This is a genomic window from Streptomyces sp. CB02058, assembly GCF_001905505.1.
Lineage (GTDB): Bacteria > Actinomycetota > Actinomycetes > Streptomycetales > Streptomycetaceae > Streptomyces.
Map to the genome: position 1 here is coordinate 274,862 of NZ_LIPG01000004.1, position 18,442 is coordinate 293,303.

Sequence of the window (18,442 nt, forward strand, 5' to 3'; positions counted from 1 at the left end):
GCCCTGCTGCTCGTCAGAGCGCTGACCTAGCATCTGACCATGACGGTCCTGCCTGCTGACGGGCTTTCTCCGGCCTCCGATTTCCCCGACCCTTCCCACGACCAGTGGCAGAGCCTCGTCGAAGGCGTACTGCGCAGGTCGGGCAAGGAAGTCACGGGGGCGGCGGCCGAGGAAGCACTGTCCACCGCGCTCGGGGACGGGCTCACCGCCCGCCCGCTGTACACCTCCGCCGACGGGTCGGCGGACCCCGGTATGCCCGGCTTCGCCCCCTTCACCCGGGGCAGCAGGGCCGTGGGGAACACCACGAACGGCTGGGACGTGCGCCAGCGCCACGCGCTCACCGACCCCGTACGCCTCAACGAGGCGTTGCTCGGGGACCTGGAGAACGGCGTCACCTCGCTCTGGCTGGCCGTCGGCGGGCCCGGCGGGGTTCCGGTCGAGGGTCTGGCCCGCGCCCTGGAGGGCGTGTACCTCGATCTGGCGCCCGTGGCGATCGACGCGGGAGCCGGCACCGGGCCCGCCGTACGGGAGTTGCTCCGGCTCCACGAGGCGCGCGGGCACGCGAAGGAGACGCTGCGGGGAAACCTCGGGGCCGATCCCCTCGGGCAGGCCGCCCGCGGCGGCACGGAGCCGGAGTTCGGCGACGCGGTCCACTGGGCGCGGGTCTGTTCCAGTGAGTACCCGGGGCTGCGAGCGCTGGCGGTGGACGCCCTTCCGTACCACGAGGCGGGCGGTTCGGCGGCCGAGGAGCTCGGGCTCTCGCTGGCCACGGGCGTCGCCTGTCTGCGGGAGCTGACGGCGGCGGGGCTCTCCGTCGAGGAGGCGTGCGGACAGCTGGAGTTCCGGTACGCGGCGACGGCCGACCAGTTCCTGACGATCGCGAAGCTGCGCGCGGCGCGGCGGCTGTGGTCCCGCGTCGCCGAGGTCTGCGGTGCTCCCGGCGCCGGGGCGCAGCGGCAGCACGCCGTGACGTCGTCCGTGATGATGTCCCGCCGCGATCCCTGGGTGAACATGCTGCGCACGACGCTGGCATGCCTGGGTGCGGGCGTGGGCGGCGCGGAGTCCGTGACCGTGCTGCCGTTCGACCACGCACTGGGACTGCCGGACGCGTTCGCCCGGCGCATCGCCCGCAACACCTCGACGATCCTGATGGAGGAGTCGCATCTGGCCCGGGTGACCGACCCGGCCGGGGGTTCCTGGTACGTCGAGCGGCTGACCGAGGAACTCAGCTCTGCCGCCTGGTCGTTCTTCCAGGAGATCGAGCGGGCCGGCGGCCAGGCCGCCGCGCTGCGCTCCGGCATGATCCGGGAGCGGCTCGCGGCCACCTGGGCGGCCCGGAGCAGGGACCTGGCCCGTCGCAGGGAGCCGGTGACCGGGGTCAGCGAGTTCCCGGCCATCGACGAACGGCCCGTGGAGCGCGAACCGGCCCCCGCCGCCCCGTCGGACGGCGGGCTGCCCCGGGTCAGGCGCGACGAGGCGTTCGAGGCGCTGCGCGCCCGCTCGGACCGGTATCTGGCCGCCACGGGGAGCCGTCCCCGGGTCTTCCTCGCCGCGCTGGGACCCGCATCGGCCCACACGGCGCGGGCCTCCTTCGCCGCGAATCTCTTCCTCGCGGGTGGCATCGAGCCCGTTCAGGAACCGGCTTCCGTGGACGCGTCGACCGCCGCGGCGGCCTTCGGCGCGAGCGGGGCCACGATCGCGTGCCTCTGCTCGACGGACGCCCTCTACGCCGAGCAGGCGGAGGACGTCGCCGCGGCGCTCAGGGCCGCGGGCGCCGAGCAGGTCTTCCTCGCCGGACGGCCGGACGCCTTCCCCGGGGCCGACGTCCATGTGTTCGCCGGCTGCGACGCGGTCGCCGTCCTCTCGTCCGTACTCGACCGCATGGGAGCGGCGTGATGCAGAACCCTGAGACCACCGGGTCTCCCGAGACCCCCGCGTCCGTGGTGCCGGACTTCTCCGGCGTCGCCCTGTCCGGGGACGCTCCCGCCGAGGTGTCCGACGAGCAGTGGCGCGCCGCCGTGAAGGAGTCGGCGGGCCGCTCGGAGGACGAGCTGCTCTGGGAGACCCCGGAGGGCATCGAGGTCAAGCCGCTCTACACCGGACGGGACCTGGAAGGGCTGGACTTCCTCGGGAGCTACCCGGGCATCGCGCCGTATCTGCGTGGCCCGTATCCGACGATGTACGTCAATCAGCCCTGGACGATCCGTCAGTACGCCGGATTCTCCACGGCCGAGGAGTCCAACGCCTTCTACCGGCGCAATCTGGCGGCGGGGCAGAAGGGTCTCTCGGTCGCGTTCGACCTTCCGACCCACCGGGGCTACGACAGCGATCACCCCCGGGTGACCGGCGATGTCGGCATGGCGGGTGTGGCGATCGACTCGATCTACGACATGCGGCAGCTCTTCGACGGCATCCCGCTGGACCGGATGTCGGTGTCGATGACGATGAACGGTGCGGTGCTTCCCGTGCTCGCGCTGTACATCGTGGCCGCGGAGGAGCAGGGCGTCGCGCCCGAGAAGCTGGCCGGGACCATCCAGAACGACATCCTCAAGGAGTTCATGGTCCGCAACACCTACATCTATCCGCCCGGCCCCTCGATGCGGATCATCTCCGACATCTTCGCCTTCACCTCGCAGAAGATGCCGCGCTACAACTCGATCTCGATCTCCGGCTACCACATCCAGGAGGCCGGTGCGACGGCCGATCTGGAGCTGGCGTACACGCTGGCCGACGGGGTGGAGTATCTGCGGGCCGGTCAGGAGGCGGGCCTCGACGTGGACGCGTTCGCTCCGCGGCTCTCGTTCTTCTGGGCGATCGGCATGAACTTCTTCATGGAGGTCGCGAAGCTGCGCGCGGCACGGCTGCTCTGGGCCAGGCTGGTCAAGGAGTTCGGCCCGAAGAACCCCAAGTCGCTCTCGCTGCGCACCCATTCGCAGACGTCCGGCTGGTCGCTCACCGCCCAGGACGTGTTCAACAACGTCACGCGCACCTGCGTCGAGGCGATGGCCGCCACCCAGGGCCACACCCAGTCGCTGCACACCAACGCACTGGACGAGGCGCTGGCCCTGCCGACGGACTTCTCGGCGCGGATCGCCCGCAACACCCAGCTGCTGCTCCAGCAGGAGTCGGGCACCTGCCGGGTCATCGACCCGTGGGGCGGCAGCGCGTACGTCGAGAAGCTGACGCACGACCTGGCGCAGCGGGCCTGGCAGCACATCGAGGAGGTCGAGGCCGCGGGCGGCATGGCGAAGGCCATCGACGCGGGCATCCCGAAGCTCCGGATCGAGGAGGCCGCCGCGCGTACGCAGGCGCGGATCGACGCGGGCCGCCAGCCCGTCATCGGGGTGAACAAGTACCGGGTGGAGACCGACGAGAAGATCGATGTGCTCAAGGTCGACAACTCCTCGGTGCGCGCCCAGCAGATCGAGAAGCTGCGCCGGCTGCGTGAGGAACGCGACGAGGACGCCTGCCAGGCCGCCCTGCGCGCGCTGACCGACGCGGCGGGCCGGGAGCCGGGGCCGGACCTGGAGGGCAATCTGCTGGCGCTGGCGGTCGACGCGGCCCGGGCGATGGCCACGGTCGGAGAGATCTCGGACGCGCTGGAGAAGGTGTACGGGAGGCACGCGGGCCAGATCCGTACGATCTCCGGGGTGTACCGCAAAGAGGCAGGAGAGTCCCCGTCCGTGGACCGCACCCGCGCGCTGGTCGGAGAGTTCGAGGAGGCGGAGGGGCGGCGCCCGCGCATCCTCGTCGCCAAGATGGGCCAGGACGGGCACGACCGCGGCCAGAAGGTGATCGCGACGGCCTTCGCCGACCTGGGCTTCGACGTCGACGTCGGCCCGCTGTTCCAGACGCCGGGCGAGGTGGCCCGGCAGGCGGTCGAGGCGGACGTGCACATCGTGGGCGTCTCGTCGCTGGCCGCCGGTCACCTCACGCTCGTCCCGGCGCTGCGCGAGGAGCTGGCCGCCGAAGGCCGCGAGGACATCATGATCGTGGTGGGCGGGGTGATTCCGCCGCAGGACGTCGAGGCGCTGCACGAGGCGGGTGCCACCGCGGTGTTCCCGCCCGGCACGGTGATCCCGGACGCCGCCCACGACCTGGTCGCGCGGCTCGGTGCCTCGCTCGGCCACGAGCTGTGAGCCGCTGAAGGTGGCCGCGAACATCGATATCGACGCCTACGTCAAGGGCGTGCTCGACGGGAAGCGTGCGTACGTCGCGCGGGCGATCACGCTCGTGGAGTCCGCCCGCCCCGATCACCGTGTGCTGGCGCAGCGGCTGCTGAGCGAGCTGCTGCCGCACGCGGGCCGGGCCAGACGGATCGGGATCAGCGGGGTGCCTGGCGTGGGCAAGTCCACGTTCATCGACGCGCTCGGCACCCTGCTGACGGGCCTCGGGCACCGGGTCGCGGTGCTGGCCGTGGACCCGTCCTCCAGCCGGACGGGCGGTTCGATCCTGGGGGACAAGACCCGGATGGAGCGGCTGGCGGTGGACGCGCGAGCGTTCGTACGGCCCTCCCCCACGGCCGGGACGCTCGGCGGGGTGGCCAAGGCGACGCGTGAGTCCATCGTGGTGATGGAGGCGGCGGGCTACGACGTGGTGCTGGTGGAGACGGTGGGGGTCGGGCAGTCGGAGACGGCCGTCGCCAACATGGTCGACACCTTCCTGCTGCTCACCCTGGCCCGGACGGGCGACCAACTGCAGGGCATCAAGAAGGGGGTCCTGGAGCTGGCCGACGCCATCGCGGTCAACAAGGCCGACGGCCCGCACGAGCGCGACGCGCGCTCCGCGGCGCGTGAGCTGGCGGGTGCCCTGCGGCTGATGCACCCGGCGGACGCGGCCTGGACTCCCCCGGTGCTGACGTGCAGCGCCAGGGAGTCGACGGGGCTCGACACGCTGTGGGAGCGGCTGGAGCAGCACCGCACCCTCCTGGATTCCACCGGCCGGCTCGCGGCCAAGCGCCGCGAGCAGCAGGTGGACTGGACGTGGACGATGGTCCGCGACGACCTGCTGGACAGCCTCCGCGCCCACCCGGCGGTGCGCACGCTCACCCCGGAGCTGGAACAGCGGGTACGCGGGGGCGAGTTGACGGCAACGCTCGCGGCCGAGCAGATCCTGAAGGCGTTCCGCGGGGAGGGCTGAGGGCACGTCGTCGCCGGGGTGCGGCGAGCGGTGGGAGCTCGCCGGGGTGCGGCGAGCGGTGGGATCCGATACGGCGCCTGCGTCAGGGCCGGGCCCGGCCCACCGCCCTGGTGAGCATCTCCCCGCCGCCCGGCGGACGTCCACCCGGCGTCCGCCACCGCGGCGGGCCGGAACCCGGCCGGGAGCCCGGCCTCTTCCCCCATTCCTCCCCACGTGCTACGGTGCGAGCAGCATACGTGAACGCCCGAATCGGGCGCCGATGCTTCTCTCCCGCTGTTGCGCCCGTCCTGTGACGACCGGCGATCCAGCTTCTCGCACCACCTCTTCCGTCCGGTCCGGGCCCTTTCCGCCCTTCGTACGAGGCGTGACATCACCGCCTTGCCTTCGCCGGACCTCTCATTCGCCATGTCCGCGAAAGGACCCACCATGACCAGCACGCTCGAACGCCCCGCAGTCCGGCAGAACCAGCCCGTCCACGCCGTCGGTGTCCTCGACACCACGCAGAACGGACACGGCGTCCTGCGGACCGACGGCGGCCATCCCTCGTCCCGCGACATCCAGGTGGCGCCCGCCCTGATCCGGCAGCACGGCCTGCGCAAGGGCGATCTCGTCGAAGGCACCTGCGAGCGTCCTCGCGTGCTGTCCCTGGTCGACTCGGTCAACGGCCGTGCGGCGCACGAGCTCCGTGGCCGGCCGCACTTCCGTGACCTCACCCCGCTGCACCCCAGGGAGCGGCTGCGCCTGGAGACACCGGACGGCGGCCCCGCTCCGCGCCTCATCGACCTCGTCTCACCGGTGGGCAAGGGCCAGCGTGGCCTGATCGTCGCTCCTCCCAGGACCGGCAAGACGGTGCTGCTCCAGCAGATCGCGGCGGCGGTCGCCGCCAACCATCCCGAGGCCCATCTGATGGTGGTCCTGCTGGACGAACGCCCCGAGGAGGTCACCGACATGCGCCGCTCCGTGCGGGGCGAGGTGTACTCCTCCACCTTCGACCGTCCCGCCAAGGAGCACATCGCGCTCGCGGAGCTCGCCGTGGAACGGGCCAAGCGGCTGGTCGAACAGGGCCGCGACGTCGTGATCCTCCTCGACTCCCTCACCCGGCTCTGCCGCGCCCACAACAACAGCAGCGGGGCCGGCGGGCGCACTCTGAGCGGCGGCGTGGACGCCTCCGCGCTCACCGGACCCAAGAAGCTGTTCGGGGCGGCCCGGCTGGCCGAGGAGGGCGGCTCGCTCACCATCCTGGCGACCGTGCTCGTGGACACCGGCTCCCGCGCCGACGACTACTTCTTCGAGGAACTCAAGAGCACCGGCAACATGGAGCTCCGCCTCGACCGCGCGCTGGCGGACAGGCGGGTCTTCCCGGCGGTCGACATCACGCCCTCCGGTACCCGCCGTGAGGAACTCCTGCTGCCCGCGGCCGAACTGGCCGCCGTACGGGGACTGAGGCGCGCCCTGCGGTCCCGGGAGGCGGGGGCCACGCTCGAAACACTGCTCGACAGGCTGCGCAGGACCCCCGACAACGCGGCCTTCCTCCGCCAGATCCGGCAGACCGTCCCTGACGCGTGACCGGCACCGTCGCCGCGCGGTCCGCCGCGCCCGAGTCGGCCGGACTGCGGTGGGCCCGGGTGTCCCGGGCCCGCCGCTCGGTGCCCGTCGCTCAGCCCGCGCCGCCGAGTGCGTCGGAGACCAGGGCGCGGGCCTCGTCCTGGACCCTGGCCAGGTGTCCGGCGCCCTGGAAGCTCTCGGCGTACACCTTGTAGACGTCCTCCGTGCCGGAGGGGCGGGCCGCGAACCACGCGCTGTCGGTGCAGACCTTGAGCCCGCCGATGGCCGCGCCGTTGCCCGGCGCCTCGGTGAGCACCGCGGTGATGGGCTCGCCCGCCAGGGTGTCGGCGGTGACCTGCTCCGGGGAGAGCCTGGCCAGCACCGCCTTCTCCTCGCGGGTCGCGGGCGCGTCGACCCGGGCGTAGGCCGGATCGCCGAAGCGGGCGGTGAGTTCGCCGTAGTGCTGGGAGGGTGTGGAGCCGGTGACCGCGGTGATCTCGGAGGCCAGCAGGGCGAGCAGGATGCCGTCCTTGTCGGTGGTCCACACCCGGCCGTCGCGGCGCAGGAAGGAGGCCCCTGCGGACTCCTCCCCGCCGAAGCCCAGGGTGCCGCCGAACAGTCCGTCGACGAAGAACTTGAACCCGACGGGGACCTCCACCAGTTGCCGTCCGAGGTCCGCCGCGACCCGGTCGATCATGGAGGAGGAGACCAGGGTCTTGCCGATGCCTGTACCGGCGGGCCACCCCTCCCGGTGGGAATAGAGGTAGCGGATCGCGACGGCGAGGTAGTGGTTGGGATTCATCAGCCCTCCGTCGGGCGTGACGATGCCGTGCCGGTCGGCGTCGGCGTCGTTGCCCGTGGAGATGTCGTAGGCGTCGCGCTGTTCGATCAGTGAGGCCATGGCGTACGGCGACGAGCAGTCCATCCGGATCTTCCCGTCCCAGTCCAGCGTCATGAAGCGCCAGGTCGGGTCGGCGAGCGGATTGACGACGGTGAGGTCGAGCCGGTGGCGCTCGGCGATGCGGCCCCAGTAAGCGACCGAGGCTCCGCCGAGCGGGTCGGCGCCGATCCGGACGCCCGCGTCGCGTACGGCGTCCAGGTCGAGGACGGCCGGGAGGTCGTCGACGTAGGAGGTCAGGAAGTCGTGCCGCCCGGTGGTACCGGCGGCCAGGGCGCGGGCGTACGGGATGCGCCGCACCTCCTTCAGCCCGCCCTCGATGAGCGCGTTGGCCCGGTCCTGGATCCAGGAGGTGGCGTCCGAGCCCGCCGGACCGCCGTGCGGTGGGTTGTACTTGAAGCCGCCGTCGGCGGGCGGGTTGTGCGACGGAGTGACCACGATGCCGTCGGCGAGTCCGGACGTGCGGTCCCGGTTGTACGTCAGGATCGCGTGCGAGACGGCCGGGGTCGGGGTGTAGCCGTCGTCGGTGTCGATCAGGACGGTGGCCCCGTTCGCCGCCAGCACCTCCACGGCCGTGATCCGGGCGGGCTCGGACAGCGCGTGGGTGTCCGCCCCAAGGAACACCGGCCCGTCGGTGCCCTGGCGGGTGCGGTACTCGCAGATCGCCTGGGTGGTGGCCGCGATGTGGTCCTCGTTGAAGGCCGCCGCGAGGGCCGAGCCCCGGTGGCCCGAGGTTCCGAAGGCGACACGCTGGCCGGGCTCGGCCGGGTCGGGGTGGACCGTGTAATAGGCCGTCACCAGCCGTGCCACGTCCACCAGGTCTCCGGGCTGCGCCGGCTGACCGGCCCGTTCGTGAACCATCGGTTCTCCTCTGTCGTCATCGGCCGTTCGCTGACCGCCACGGGACGGACGATCATCACGCGTCGTACCCGATACTGCCTCGTCCGCCGCGCTCCCGGGCACCGGGGGCGGATCAGCAGTACATCCGGAGGACGGCGGAACACAGGCCGTTTCACGATGATTGGCCGGTTCACGCGGAAAGCATGCCGATTCCGGCAAGCCCCCGAATGCGCCAGGGGCGGCGACAAACACCGCGCACCGAATTCAGTGACCCAACCGGGCGAAAACCGGGACGGCTCAACTCCGGGCACGTTCAGGGAACCCCGCGGAAAACGAGCGGACGCGCACGGCAGAGCCATCATGCGGCAGGGCCGGGAACCAAAGCGTCCACCCTGCACTGACACGCCGCAGGATTCGGCAGCCGAGTTCCGGCTGCCTGCTCACGGGTAGTCCGTGAAGACTGCGCGCGAGTCATACGTGTATTCCGACGCACGTTCTGTCACAGTGCGTTTCGGTTTTACCCACTCGATCTCCGCCGCCATATTCATTGCCGCCGGTGTATAACCGAACCGGCTCTTCGGGGCATGTGAAAGAGAGCCTGCGTGCTGCAGAAGAGTTGCACCGAGGAAAACCGACTGACGGTCCTTCATCTGGTCCAGCCGGTGGACGGCGGCGTCGCCCGGGTCGTCACCGACCTCGTCGCGGCACAGGTCCGTGCGGGCCACCGGCCCGTCGTGGCCTGCCCGGCGGACGGTCAGCTGGCCGAAGGCGCCGCCGCTGCCGGGGCCCGGGTCTGCGTGTGGCCCGCCGAGCGTTCCCCGGGACCGGGACTCGGGCGGGAGATCGCCACGGCGGGCCGCCTGGTCCGCGCGTGTGCCCCCGATGTGATCCACGCCCACAGCTCGAAGGCCGGGCTCGCGGGACGTCTCGCCGTCCGCGGCCGGGTCCCGACCGTGTTCCAGCCGCACGCGTGGTCGTTCGAGGCGCTCGAGGGCAGGGCCGCCGGTCTGGCGAAGGCGTGGGAACGGCTCGGGGCGCGCTGGAGCGACCGCATCCTGTGCGTCAGCGAGTCCGAGCGCCGCGCCGGGCTGCACGCGGGCATCGCGGCTCGCTGGTCGGTGATCCACAACGGGATCGACCTCACCCGCTTCCGGCCCTCCGGCGTGGACACCCCGGTGGACGCCCGTGCCGCGCTCCCTCTGCTCGACGGTGTCCCGGCGGACGCGCCGCTCGTCGTCTGCGTCGGGCGGCTGAGCCGGCAGAAGGGCCAGGACGTACTGCTACGGGCGTGGCGGGCGGTCCGCGCCGGCGGCGCGCGGCTCGTGCTGGTCGGCGACGGACCGCACGAGGAGGAGTTGCGGCGCCTGGCTCCACCCGGTGTGCTGTTCGCCGGGGGGTGCGCGGATGTGCGGCCCTGGCTCAGGGCCGCGGATCTGCTGGTGCTCCCGTCCCGCTGGGAGGGGATGGCGCTGGCCCCCCTGGAGGCCATGGCCTGCGGCACTCCCGTCCTGCTGTCGGACGTGAACGGGGCACGGGAGAGCCTGGCCCCCGGGCACGTGCCCCACTGCCTCGTGGCGCCCGAGGATCACGCCGCTCTCGCGGCGGCGCTCACCGCCCTGCTGACGGACCCGGCCCTGCGCGCGGAACTCGGCCGCACCGCGCAGAGCCGCGCGCGGTCGGTCTTCGACGTGACGAGGACGGCCGGAGCGGTGCTGCGCCTCTACCAGGAACTTGTCGGCCAGTCCCGCCCCATGACGAGGAAGCGCACCGAGCGATGACGACGGAGAGTGCACCTGTCCCCCGAGCCGCCCAGGCCACCGCCGTACGGCGTGCGGTGTACGCGATCCGCCCGCCCCGCAGCGGCGGCGGACGGCCGGCCGCCCCAGCCGTACCGGGCGGGAGGCGCAGGGCGGCCCCCGCCGCGCTGATGGCCGCCGACTGCCTGGCGCTCGGCCTGGCCACGGCGCTTCTCGCCCCGTGGCCGTGGCCGCCGGCGGTCGTCCTGCTGCAGGCAGCCGTCCAGCTGCTCCTGAACTCCTGGCGTGGCCTCTTCAGGACCGGGCTGTCCCCGTCCGTCCTGGCGGAGCTGCCCGCGCTGTCCGGTCTCGCTCTGGTGCAGTGGTACGCGACCGCCGAGGTGCTCGCGGCATGCGGCTCGCGCTACGCCGTCGGCTGGGCGGCGCTGGCCCTCGCGGCCGCCGCGCAGACACTGCTGTGCTGCGCCGGGCGCGCCCTCGTGCACCGGGCCCGGTTCCGGTCGGCCGCGCGCCGTCCGCGGTCCACACTGATCGTCGGGTCCGGGCCGCTCGCCGACCGGGTCTCGGCGGTCCTCCAGGAACATCCGCGGTACGGGATGCGGCCGGTCGGCCGGGTGGGCGTTGCGGCGGGCGACATCCCCGCCCCCGCGAGCGGCACCGCGCTTCCCGTCCTCGCGTCGGTGCAGGACGCGGGGCGTGCGGTCATCCAGAACTCCGTGCGGCACGCGGTCTTCACGGTCCCGCCCGAGTCGGTGCCGGACGGCGAGGAGCTCTTCGCCCTGTTCGCCCGGCAGGGCTGCCAGGTCTGGCTGATCACCGATCAGGGAACGGCCGGACGCTTCCGGAGCACGGCCCGGCCCGACCACCTGTGGGGTTTCGCCGCCCACCCGTTGCACACGAGGCCGCACCGCCCGGTGGCGCAGCGGGTGAAGCGCGTCATGGACGCCGCCCTGGCCGCCGTCGCCCTGGTCGTGGCGTCCCCGGTGATGGCGGCCTGCGCCCTCACCGTACGCCTGTGCGACGGCCCCGGCGTCATCTTCCGGCAGGAGCGGGTCGGCAGGGACGGGCGGCCGTTCGTCCTGCTGAAGTTCCGCACCCTGCGCCCCGCCGACGCGCACGAGTCGGCCACCCGGTGGAACGTGTCCACGGACAACCGCATGGGCCGGGTCGGCAGAACGCTGCGCAGGACGTCGCTCGACGAGCTGCCCCAGCTGTGGAACGTGGTGCGCGGGGACATGAGCCTTGTCGGCCCGCGCCCCGAACGCCCCTATTTCGTGCAGCAGTTCAGCCTCGCGCACCCCGGCTACCGGAGCCGCCACCGGATGCCGGTCGGCATCACGGGGCTGGCGCAGGTGCACGGGCTGCGCGGCGACACCTCCATCGAGGACCGGGCGCGCTTCGACAACAGGTACATCGACACCTGGTCGCTCTGGCAGGACGTGTGCGTGCTCGCGCGCACGGCCGGCTCGGTGTTCCGGCTCGGGGGCAGCTGAACCGTGACACTCACCGTGACCGCGGCACCCACCGTACGGACCCCCGTCCGGCCCCCCGCGACGGCCGTCGTCGAGGACGCGCCTCTGCGCGGGTGGGCCCGCCGGTGGCCGCTGCTGCCTCTGGTGGCGACCGTCCTGCTCGTGGCCGTGCCGTCCGACGGCGCCGACAGCACGGGCGCCACGGCCGCCGACCTCCTCTCGGGTGTGGCCGTCCTCGTCTGCGCGAGCCGCCTGCTGTTCCTGCGGCGGCGTCCGCTCACCACGGCCGCGGCGTTCGTGCTGGGCCTCCCGGTGGCCGGGCTCGCCCTGGCCACGATCTGCGCCGCGGACCCGGCGGCGGCCCTGCCGGGATTCGTGCGGTACCTCCAGGTCTTCGTCCTGGTGCCGGCCGCCGTCCTCCTCCTGGTCAGGGATGCCCAGGGGTTCCGTGTCCTCACCGGCACGCTGGTCCTGCTGGCGGTCGTCCAGGGCGCGACGGGCGTCCACCAGTACGTCACCGGCACCGGCGCCTCGTACATGGGCGAGGAGATCCGCGCGGTCGGCACCTTCGGCCCCAGCGATGTGATGGGGATGGCCACGGTCGTCGGCTACGGGCTGCTCGCGGCAGCGGCGTTCGCGCTCCGGCCCTCCGCGGGCGCCCCCCGGTGGCTGCGGGTCTGGGCGCCGGTGACCGCGGCGCTGCTGGTCGTCCCGCTCGCGCTGTCCTTCAGCCGGGGAGCCTGGATCGCGACGGCCGCGGGCGCTCTCGCCGTGATCGCGCTGACCGGGCTCCGTCAGGCCGTCCGCGCTCTGGCGGTCCTGGGCGCGGCCGGGGTGGTGCTCGTGGGCGGCCTCGGTGTCGGTTCCGAGATGATCTCGCAGCGGCTCAGCAGCATCACCGAGGTGACCAGCGCGCCCGACCGGTCCGTCAACGACCGCTACACGATGTGGGCCGCGGCCGAGGGCATGTGGCGCGAGCACCCGGCGGCCGGGGTCGGCCTGAAGGGCTTCCCCGCCCACCGGGACGCGCACGCGTCCATCGGGCTCTCGGCCGGGAGCGACACCGAGGGGGCGGGGCAGGAGTTCCGCAAGCAGCCGCTGCTGTCCCCCCACAACATGTATCTGCTGGTGCTGAGCGAGCAGGGTCTGATCGGCTTCACCGCCCTGGTGGGTTCCTGGGCGGCGCTCCTGGCCGGCTGCGTGCGCAGGCTCGTGCTCCACCGGTCCCGGGGCACCGCCGCCGTCGACTGCGGGCTGGCCGCCGTCGGGCTGATGACCTGGCAGACCGTGGACTTCCTGTACGCGGACATCGGCGGCCCCTCCACCGTCCTCACCGGGATCGTGCTCGGTCTGGCGGCGTGGTGGGCGCTGGCCGGTCCTGAGAGGACGACCGCAGCGTGAGTACCACCACGGGCACGCCCCCGGAGGCGGTCTCCGGACCGTCCACGCGTGATGCTCCGGCGGGCCCCGGCCGCTTCCTTGCACGCGCGGCGGGCGGCGCCGCCGGGCTGACCGTCGTCGCCGCGTTGCTGGGACTCGTCCGGGACCAGGCCATCGCCCGGCTCTTCGGCGCGAGTCATGCCAGCGACGCCTTCCTGATCGCCTGGACCGTGCCGGAGATGGCGGCCACGCTGCTGATCGAGGACGGCATGGCACTGCTGCTCGTGCCCGCGTTCAGCCTGGCGCTGACCCGGCGCGCCGCCGGGGGGCTCGCACTGGATCCCGTACGGGCGCTGGTCGCCGCGACACTGCCCCGGCTGTCGGCCGCGCTGGCCTGTGTGGGCGCCCTGCTGGTCTGGGGCGCGCCCTGGGCCGTCGGCGTCCTGGCACCCGGGCTGGACGATCCCCGGCTCGCCGTGGACTGCACCCGGCTGACGGCGGTCACGGTGCTGACCTTCGGGATCACCGGATACTTCAGTGCGGCGCTGCGGGCGCACGGCCGCTTCCTGGGCCCGGCCGGCGTCTACATCGCCTACAACATCGGCATCATCGGCATGACGCTGGCACTGCACTCCGTCTGGGGGGTGCGCGCCGCAGCCGCCGGGGTCGCCCTGGGCAGCGTGCTGATGATCCTGACCCTGCTGCCCACCTTCGTGGCCCTGGTGCCCGGCCGGCGCGGGCGGGTACGGAGGGCGGCGCGGGAGCGCGGCCCGGCCCTGCTCGGTGCGGCGGTGCTGGCGCCGGTCGTCCTGTTCGTGGTGAGCCGTCAGTCGCAGGTCTTCGTCGAGCGCTTCCTGGCCTCGTCCCTGCCCGACGGGGCGATCTCCCATCTCAACTACGCCCAGAAGGTGGCGCAGTTGCCGATGGTGCTCTCCATGATGATCTGCACGGTGACCTTCCCCGTCGTCGCCCGGGCCATGGCTGCCGGGGACCGGGAGGGCGCCCGGCGTCGGGTCGAGCGCGATCTCGCCCTGGCCGGGACCGTGGTGCTGCTGGGCACCGCGACGGTACTCGGATGCGCGCCGCAGATCGTCGAAGTCCTCTTCCAGCGGGGCGCCTTCGATGCCGCGGACACGGCGGCCACGGCCGGGGTGATGCGGGTCTACGCGCTCGGTCTGCTCGGCCACACGCTGGTCGGCGCCCTGTGCAGGCCGTTCTTCTCGGCGGGCCGGCCCACCTGGTATCCGCTCGCAGCGATGGGCGCGGGCCTCCTGGTGACCGCCGGGGCCGGGCTGGTCCTGACCGCGCCGTTCGGTGTCGAGGGCATCGCAGCCGCCAACGCGGCGGGCATCAGCACGGCGGCGCTGGCGATGCTCCTGGGGCTGCGTTCACGGGCCGTCGCCGTACGGGCCGGTTCGGTGGCCCTCTCCCTCGCCAGGCCCGCGGCCGCGGCGGCGGTGGCGGCGCTGGCGGGCCGTGCGGCGGTCGGCCTGGTGTCCGGAGCCCTGCCCGGTCTCGCGGCCGGCTGTGTCGTCGTACCCCTCGCCTTCCTCCTCACGGCTCTCGCGCTCAGAGCACCGGAAGCCGTTCATCTGCTGGCACTCATCCGACAGAGGTTCACCCATGGCCGCTGACACCTCAACACCCCGTGCCCGTACGCTCCCTCGCCGGTCCCAGCCGTGGATCCTCACGTATCACTCGGTGAGCGACCCGTCGGACGATCCGTACGGCATCACCGTCTCCGCCGCCCGCCTCGACGAGCAGCTGGCCTGGCTGCGGCGCAGGGGCCTGACCGGCGTGGGGATCACGGAAATGCTGCGGGCCCGGGCCGCCGGGCAACGCGGCCTGGTCGGGCTGACGTTCGACGACGGGTACGCCGATTTCCTCGACGAGGCGCTCCCGGTGCTGCTCGCGCACGGCTGCACCGCCACCGTGTTCGTGCTGCCGGGACGGCCGGGCGGGACGAACACATGGGATCCGCTCGGCCCCCGCAGACCGCTGCTGACCGCGGAGGGCATCCGTGCGGTCGCGGCGGCGGGGATGGAGGTCGGTTCCCACGGCATGCTCCACAGGGATCTGACGGCGCTGTCCGACGACGAGCTGCGCGAGGAGACGCGGGGCAGCCGCGAGGCGCTCGCCCGCCTCACCGGCCAGGCCCCGCCCGGCTTCTGCTATCCGTACGGCACGGCGGACCGGCGGGTGCTCGGCGCGGTACGGGAGGCGGGGTACGCCTATGGCTGCGCGCTCGTCCCGGGTTCCCTGTCGGGTCCGTTCGCCCTTCCCCGCACCCATGTGAGCCACGCGGACCGGTCCACCCGGCTGCGGGCCAAGGAGCTGCGCCACCGGCTGCGGCACCGCTGCGCACGGACGGGTGACGCCGGATGAGGGCGTTGCACGTCATCACCGGTCTCGGCATCGGCGGGGCCGAGCAGCAGTTGCGGCTGCTGCTGCGTCATCTGCCGGTCCGGTGCGACGTGGTGACGCTGACCAATCCGGGTGCGGTCGCGGAGGGACTGCGCGCCGACGGCGTCCGGGTCCGGGACCTGGGCATGCGGAGCAACCGCGACCTCGGCGCCGTGCCCAGGCTGGCCCGGCTGATCCGCAGGGGCTCGTACGACCTCGTGCACACGCATCTGTACCGGGCGTGCGTCTACGGGCGGATCGCGGCACGGCTCGCCGGGACCACCGTGGTGTCGACCGAGCATTCGCTGGGACACGCGGAGATCGAGGGCCGGCCGCTGACCCGTGGCACCCGGGAGCTCTACCTGCGCACCGAACGGCTCGGGGCGGCGACCGTCGCGGTCTCCGACACCGTCGCCGGCCGGCTGCGCGACTGGGGGGTGCCCGCGGCCCGCATCCATACCGTCCCGAACGGCGTCGACGTGGCCGCCTTCCGCTTCGACGGCGAGCGGCGCCGCGCCACCCGCGCGCTGCTGGGCATCCCCGAGGGCGCCTTCGTGGTGGGGGGTGTGGGCCGGCTCGTGCCCGGAAAGCGCTTCGACACCACGCTCCGGGCCGTCGCCGCGCTGCCCGGTGCCTGGCTCGTGCTGGCCGGGGACGGGCCGGAGGCCGGGCCGCTGCGCGCGCTCGCCGCACGGCTGGGCGTGGCCGGCCGCGTCCGCCTCCTCGGGGAGTGCGGCACCGGGGACAGGGCCCCCGGAATCCCCGCCGTGCTCAGCGCCGTGGACACGTTCGTCTCGGCGTCCCGGGAGGAGTCCTTCGGGCTGGCCGCCGTCGAGGCCCTGGCCGCGGGACTGCCCGTGGTGCACGCGGCCTGCCCCGCCATCGAGGACCTGGCGGGGCGGGTGCCGGGAACGACCCGTGTCGGGGCCTCCCCCGGCGCCCCGGACCTCACCGCCTCGGACCTCACCGGTGAACTCACCGCCGCGCTGCGGCGCCTGAGCGGGAGCGGCCCCCGCAGACTGCCGCCGCCGGCCGCCGTGGACCACTACGACATCCGGCTCAGCAGCCGGCGCCTCATGGACGTCTACGCACACGCCACCGTCCCCCCGACCGAGAGAGCACACCCATGACCGAGTCGCCCGCGCAGCAGCCTGCCGTCCCCGGACGGTTCCGCAGGCTCCGCACCGCATCCCTACGGCCCAGTTGGTGGCCCCTGCCCGCCTGCGTCCTTCTCGGGGCGGCGTGCGGGTTCTCGTACGGGATGCTCGCCACGCCCCAGTACGCGGCCACCGGTTACGCCATGGTGACCGCGGGCAAGGGCACCGACCCGGCGGCGGCGCTGGGCTACGCGCAGTCGTACGGCCGTCTCGCCACCAGCGACGCGACCCTCTCCTACGCGAAGGGCGCCGCAGGTGAGCCGGTGCGCCGACTGCGCACGCATGTGGTGTCCGAGACCTCGCCCGACTCGCCGATGATCTCCGTCACCGGCACGTCGGCCGATCCGGACCGCGCGGCGGACATCGCCAACGCGGTCACCGAGGCGCTGGTCGTAAGCAGCGGTCATGTCGCGAAGGAGACCGGAGTGAGCCTGATCAAGTTCTCGCACGCGGTGCCGCCGGGCGATCCCGTGTCCCCGTCGGTGCCGCTGGGCACGGCCGTGGGCGCGAGCGCGGGCGGACTGGCGGGCGGGCTGGTCCTGCTGGTCCGCCCCCGGGCCGGCCGCCGTGACGTCACCGCCCAGGTCCCGGGTCCCGCCCAGGGCGGCACGGACGCCCCCGCCGGCGAACGGGAGCTCGTACGATGACCACCGACACGCGCGGGCGGCTCACCGCCACCCTCTGCCGGGACCTCGCCGAGTTCACCGCACTCGCCGCGGAATGGGACGCGCTGCACCGCCGCTGCCCCACCGCCACCCCGTTCCAGAGCCACGCGTGGCTCCATTCGTGGTGGCTCTCCTACGGAACCCAGGGCAGACTGCGCCTCGTCCTCGCCCGGCGGGGCGGCCGGCTGATCGGCGCGGCCCCGCTGATGCTGGCGCACCGTCCGATGCCGCTGCTGGTGCCGCTGGGCGGCGCGATCTCCGACTACTCCGACATCCTCGTGGACGCCGAGGACACCGAGGGCGCGGTCATGGCTCTGGAGCGCGGGCTGCACCGCGCCGCCGCGCACACGGTCGTCGATCTGCGCGAGGTGCGGCCCGGCGCCTCGGCGCAACTGCTGGCGGACGCCTGGTCCGGGGCGCGGAGCAGCCTCACGGACTCGACCTGCATGGAGCTGCCGGGCGAACCGATCGAGGTCCTCATCGGGCGGATGACCGGTTCGCGTGGCCAGCGGGTCCGCGCCAAGCTGCGCCGGATCGACTCGCTGGGCATCGAGTGCCGCGAGGCGTCCGTGCACCGGGTGCCGGGCGCCATCGGCAACCTGCTGCGGCTGCACGAACTCCAGTGGCTCGGCAGGGGGGTCAACGAGGAGCATCTACGGCCCCGGTTCTGCGCGCATCTGGTGCGCAGCACCCGCCGGATGGTGCGCGACGGCGAGGCCTCGGTCAGGGAGTTCGTGCTCGACGGACAGGTGGTCGCGGCGGATCTCTCGCTCCGGTCCGCGCAGCTGACGGGCGGTTATCTGTACGGGGTCGATCCGGGGCTCAGGAAGAAGGTGGACGTCTCGTCGATGCTGATGCGCGAACTGGCGCGGGAGGCGGGCGGTCTGGAGCGGGGTGTCCTGAGCCTGCTGCGCGGCTCCGAGCAGTACAAGAACAACTGGTCACCCGTGCCGGTGGTCAACCAGCGCCTGCTGCTGGCGCGTTCCGGCCTCGCCCCGTCGCTGCGGCTGCGTGAGGCGCAGATCCTGGCGCGGGACCGGGCGGCGGAGGCGGTGAAGTCCCGCTTCCCCGCGGCGCGGGACTGGCGCGGTGTGCTCGGCGAACTGCCGTCGGCCGGGCGGGCGCTCATCGGCATGCGTTGATCCTGTCGGCCGGACTTCATCTCATCGGCCGGAGTTGGGCCGAG

13 protein-coding genes are annotated in these 18,442 nt (G+C 73.3%); 12 read left to right on the plus strand and 1 reads right to left on the minus strand.

Annotation, left to right across the window (positions count from 1 at the left end; translation table 11 throughout):
* The first annotated feature begins 39 nt into the window (after positions 1 to 39).
* The 4 genes from AMK10_RS21870 (at position 40) to rho (ending at position 6,705) form a co-directional block, all read left to right on the plus strand.
* A complete protein-coding gene (locus AMK10_RS21870; RefSeq protein ID WP_073749596.1) occupies positions 40 to 1,896 on the plus strand; it encodes a methylmalonyl-CoA mutase subunit beta in 1,857 nt (618 codons plus the stop codon).
* Positions 1,896 to 4,139: a methylmalonyl-CoA mutase gene (scpA, locus tag AMK10_RS21875; protein WP_073749597.1), complete on the plus strand. Its 2,244-nt coding sequence runs from the start codon at positions 1,896 to 1,898 to the stop codon at positions 4,137 to 4,139. The genes AMK10_RS21870 and scpA overlap by 1 nt, the downstream gene beginning before the upstream one ends.
* 10 nt (positions 4,140 to 4,149) lie before the next feature.
* The gene (gene meaB, locus AMK10_RS21880; protein ID WP_073750139.1) at positions 4,150 to 5,139 is read left to right on the plus strand and encodes a methylmalonyl Co-A mutase-associated GTPase MeaB; all 990 of its coding nucleotides are present in this window, start codon (positions 4,150 to 4,152) and stop codon (positions 5,137 to 5,139) included.
* A 426-nt stretch (positions 5,140 to 5,565) separates the two neighbouring features.
* Positions 5,566 to 6,705 (plus strand): transcription termination factor Rho, encoded by a 1,140-nt coding sequence (rho, locus tag AMK10_RS21885; protein ID WP_241839626.1) that lies wholly within the window; start codon positions 5,566 to 5,568, stop codon positions 6,703 to 6,705.
* Between the two features lie 91 nt (positions 6,706 to 6,796).
* Here the strand turns inward: rho and pgm are convergent, their stop codons facing one another.
* A complete protein-coding gene (gene pgm, locus AMK10_RS21890) occupies positions 6,797 to 8,443 on the minus strand; it encodes a phosphoglucomutase (alpha-D-glucose-1,6-bisphosphate-dependent) (protein WP_073749599.1) in 1,647 nt (548 codons plus the stop codon).
* Between the two features lie 581 nt (positions 8,444 to 9,024).
* Here pgm and AMK10_RS21895 point away from each other — a divergent pair.
* Genes AMK10_RS21895 through AMK10_RS21930 form a run of 8 tightly spaced genes read left to right on the plus strand, consistent with a single transcriptional unit; the run spans position 9,025 to position 18,398 of the window.
* Positions 9,025 to 10,200 (plus strand): glycosyltransferase family 4 protein, encoded by a 1,176-nt coding sequence (locus tag AMK10_RS21895; RefSeq protein WP_073749600.1) that lies wholly within the window; start codon positions 9,025 to 9,027, stop codon positions 10,198 to 10,200.
* Positions 10,197 to 11,672: an exopolysaccharide biosynthesis polyprenyl glycosylphosphotransferase gene (locus tag AMK10_RS21900; RefSeq protein WP_073749601.1), complete on the plus strand. Its 1,476-nt coding sequence runs from the start codon at positions 10,197 to 10,199 to the stop codon at positions 11,670 to 11,672. The genes AMK10_RS21895 and AMK10_RS21900 overlap by 4 nt, the downstream gene beginning before the upstream one ends.
* 3 nt (positions 11,673 to 11,675) lie before the next feature.
* Entirely contained in the window at positions 11,676 to 13,052 is a 1,377-nt protein-coding gene (locus AMK10_RS21905) for an O-antigen ligase family protein (RefSeq protein WP_073749602.1), read from the plus strand.
* Complete coding sequence (locus tag AMK10_RS21910) at positions 13,049 to 14,665, plus strand: lipid II flippase MurJ (RefSeq protein ID WP_073749603.1); 1,617 nt, start codon at positions 13,049 to 13,051, stop codon at positions 14,663 to 14,665. The genes AMK10_RS21905 and AMK10_RS21910 overlap by 4 nt, the downstream gene beginning before the upstream one ends.
* Entirely contained in the window at positions 14,655 to 15,416 is a 762-nt protein-coding gene (locus tag AMK10_RS21915) for a polysaccharide deacetylase family protein (RefSeq protein WP_073749604.1), read from the plus strand. The genes AMK10_RS21910 and AMK10_RS21915 overlap by 11 nt, the downstream gene beginning before the upstream one ends.
* On the plus strand, positions 15,413 to 16,564 hold the full coding sequence (locus AMK10_RS21920; protein WP_073749605.1) for a glycosyltransferase: 1,152 nt from the start codon (positions 15,413 to 15,415) through the stop codon (positions 16,562 to 16,564). Before AMK10_RS21915 ends, AMK10_RS21920 begins: the two co-directional genes overlap by 4 nt.
* Positions 16,561 to 17,238, plus strand: a complete 678-nt coding sequence (locus AMK10_RS21925; RefSeq protein ID WP_073749606.1) for a YveK family protein — start codon at positions 16,561 to 16,563, stop codon at positions 17,236 to 17,238. Before AMK10_RS21920 ends, AMK10_RS21925 begins: the two co-directional genes overlap by 4 nt.
* Positions 17,235 to 18,398 carry a GNAT family N-acetyltransferase gene (locus AMK10_RS21930; RefSeq protein WP_073749607.1) on the plus strand — a complete coding sequence of 388 codons (1,164 nt, stop codon included), beginning with the start codon at positions 17,235 to 17,237 and terminating at the stop codon, positions 18,396 to 18,398. Before AMK10_RS21925 ends, AMK10_RS21930 begins: the two co-directional genes overlap by 4 nt.
* Positions 18,399 to 18,442 lie beyond the last annotated feature (44 nt).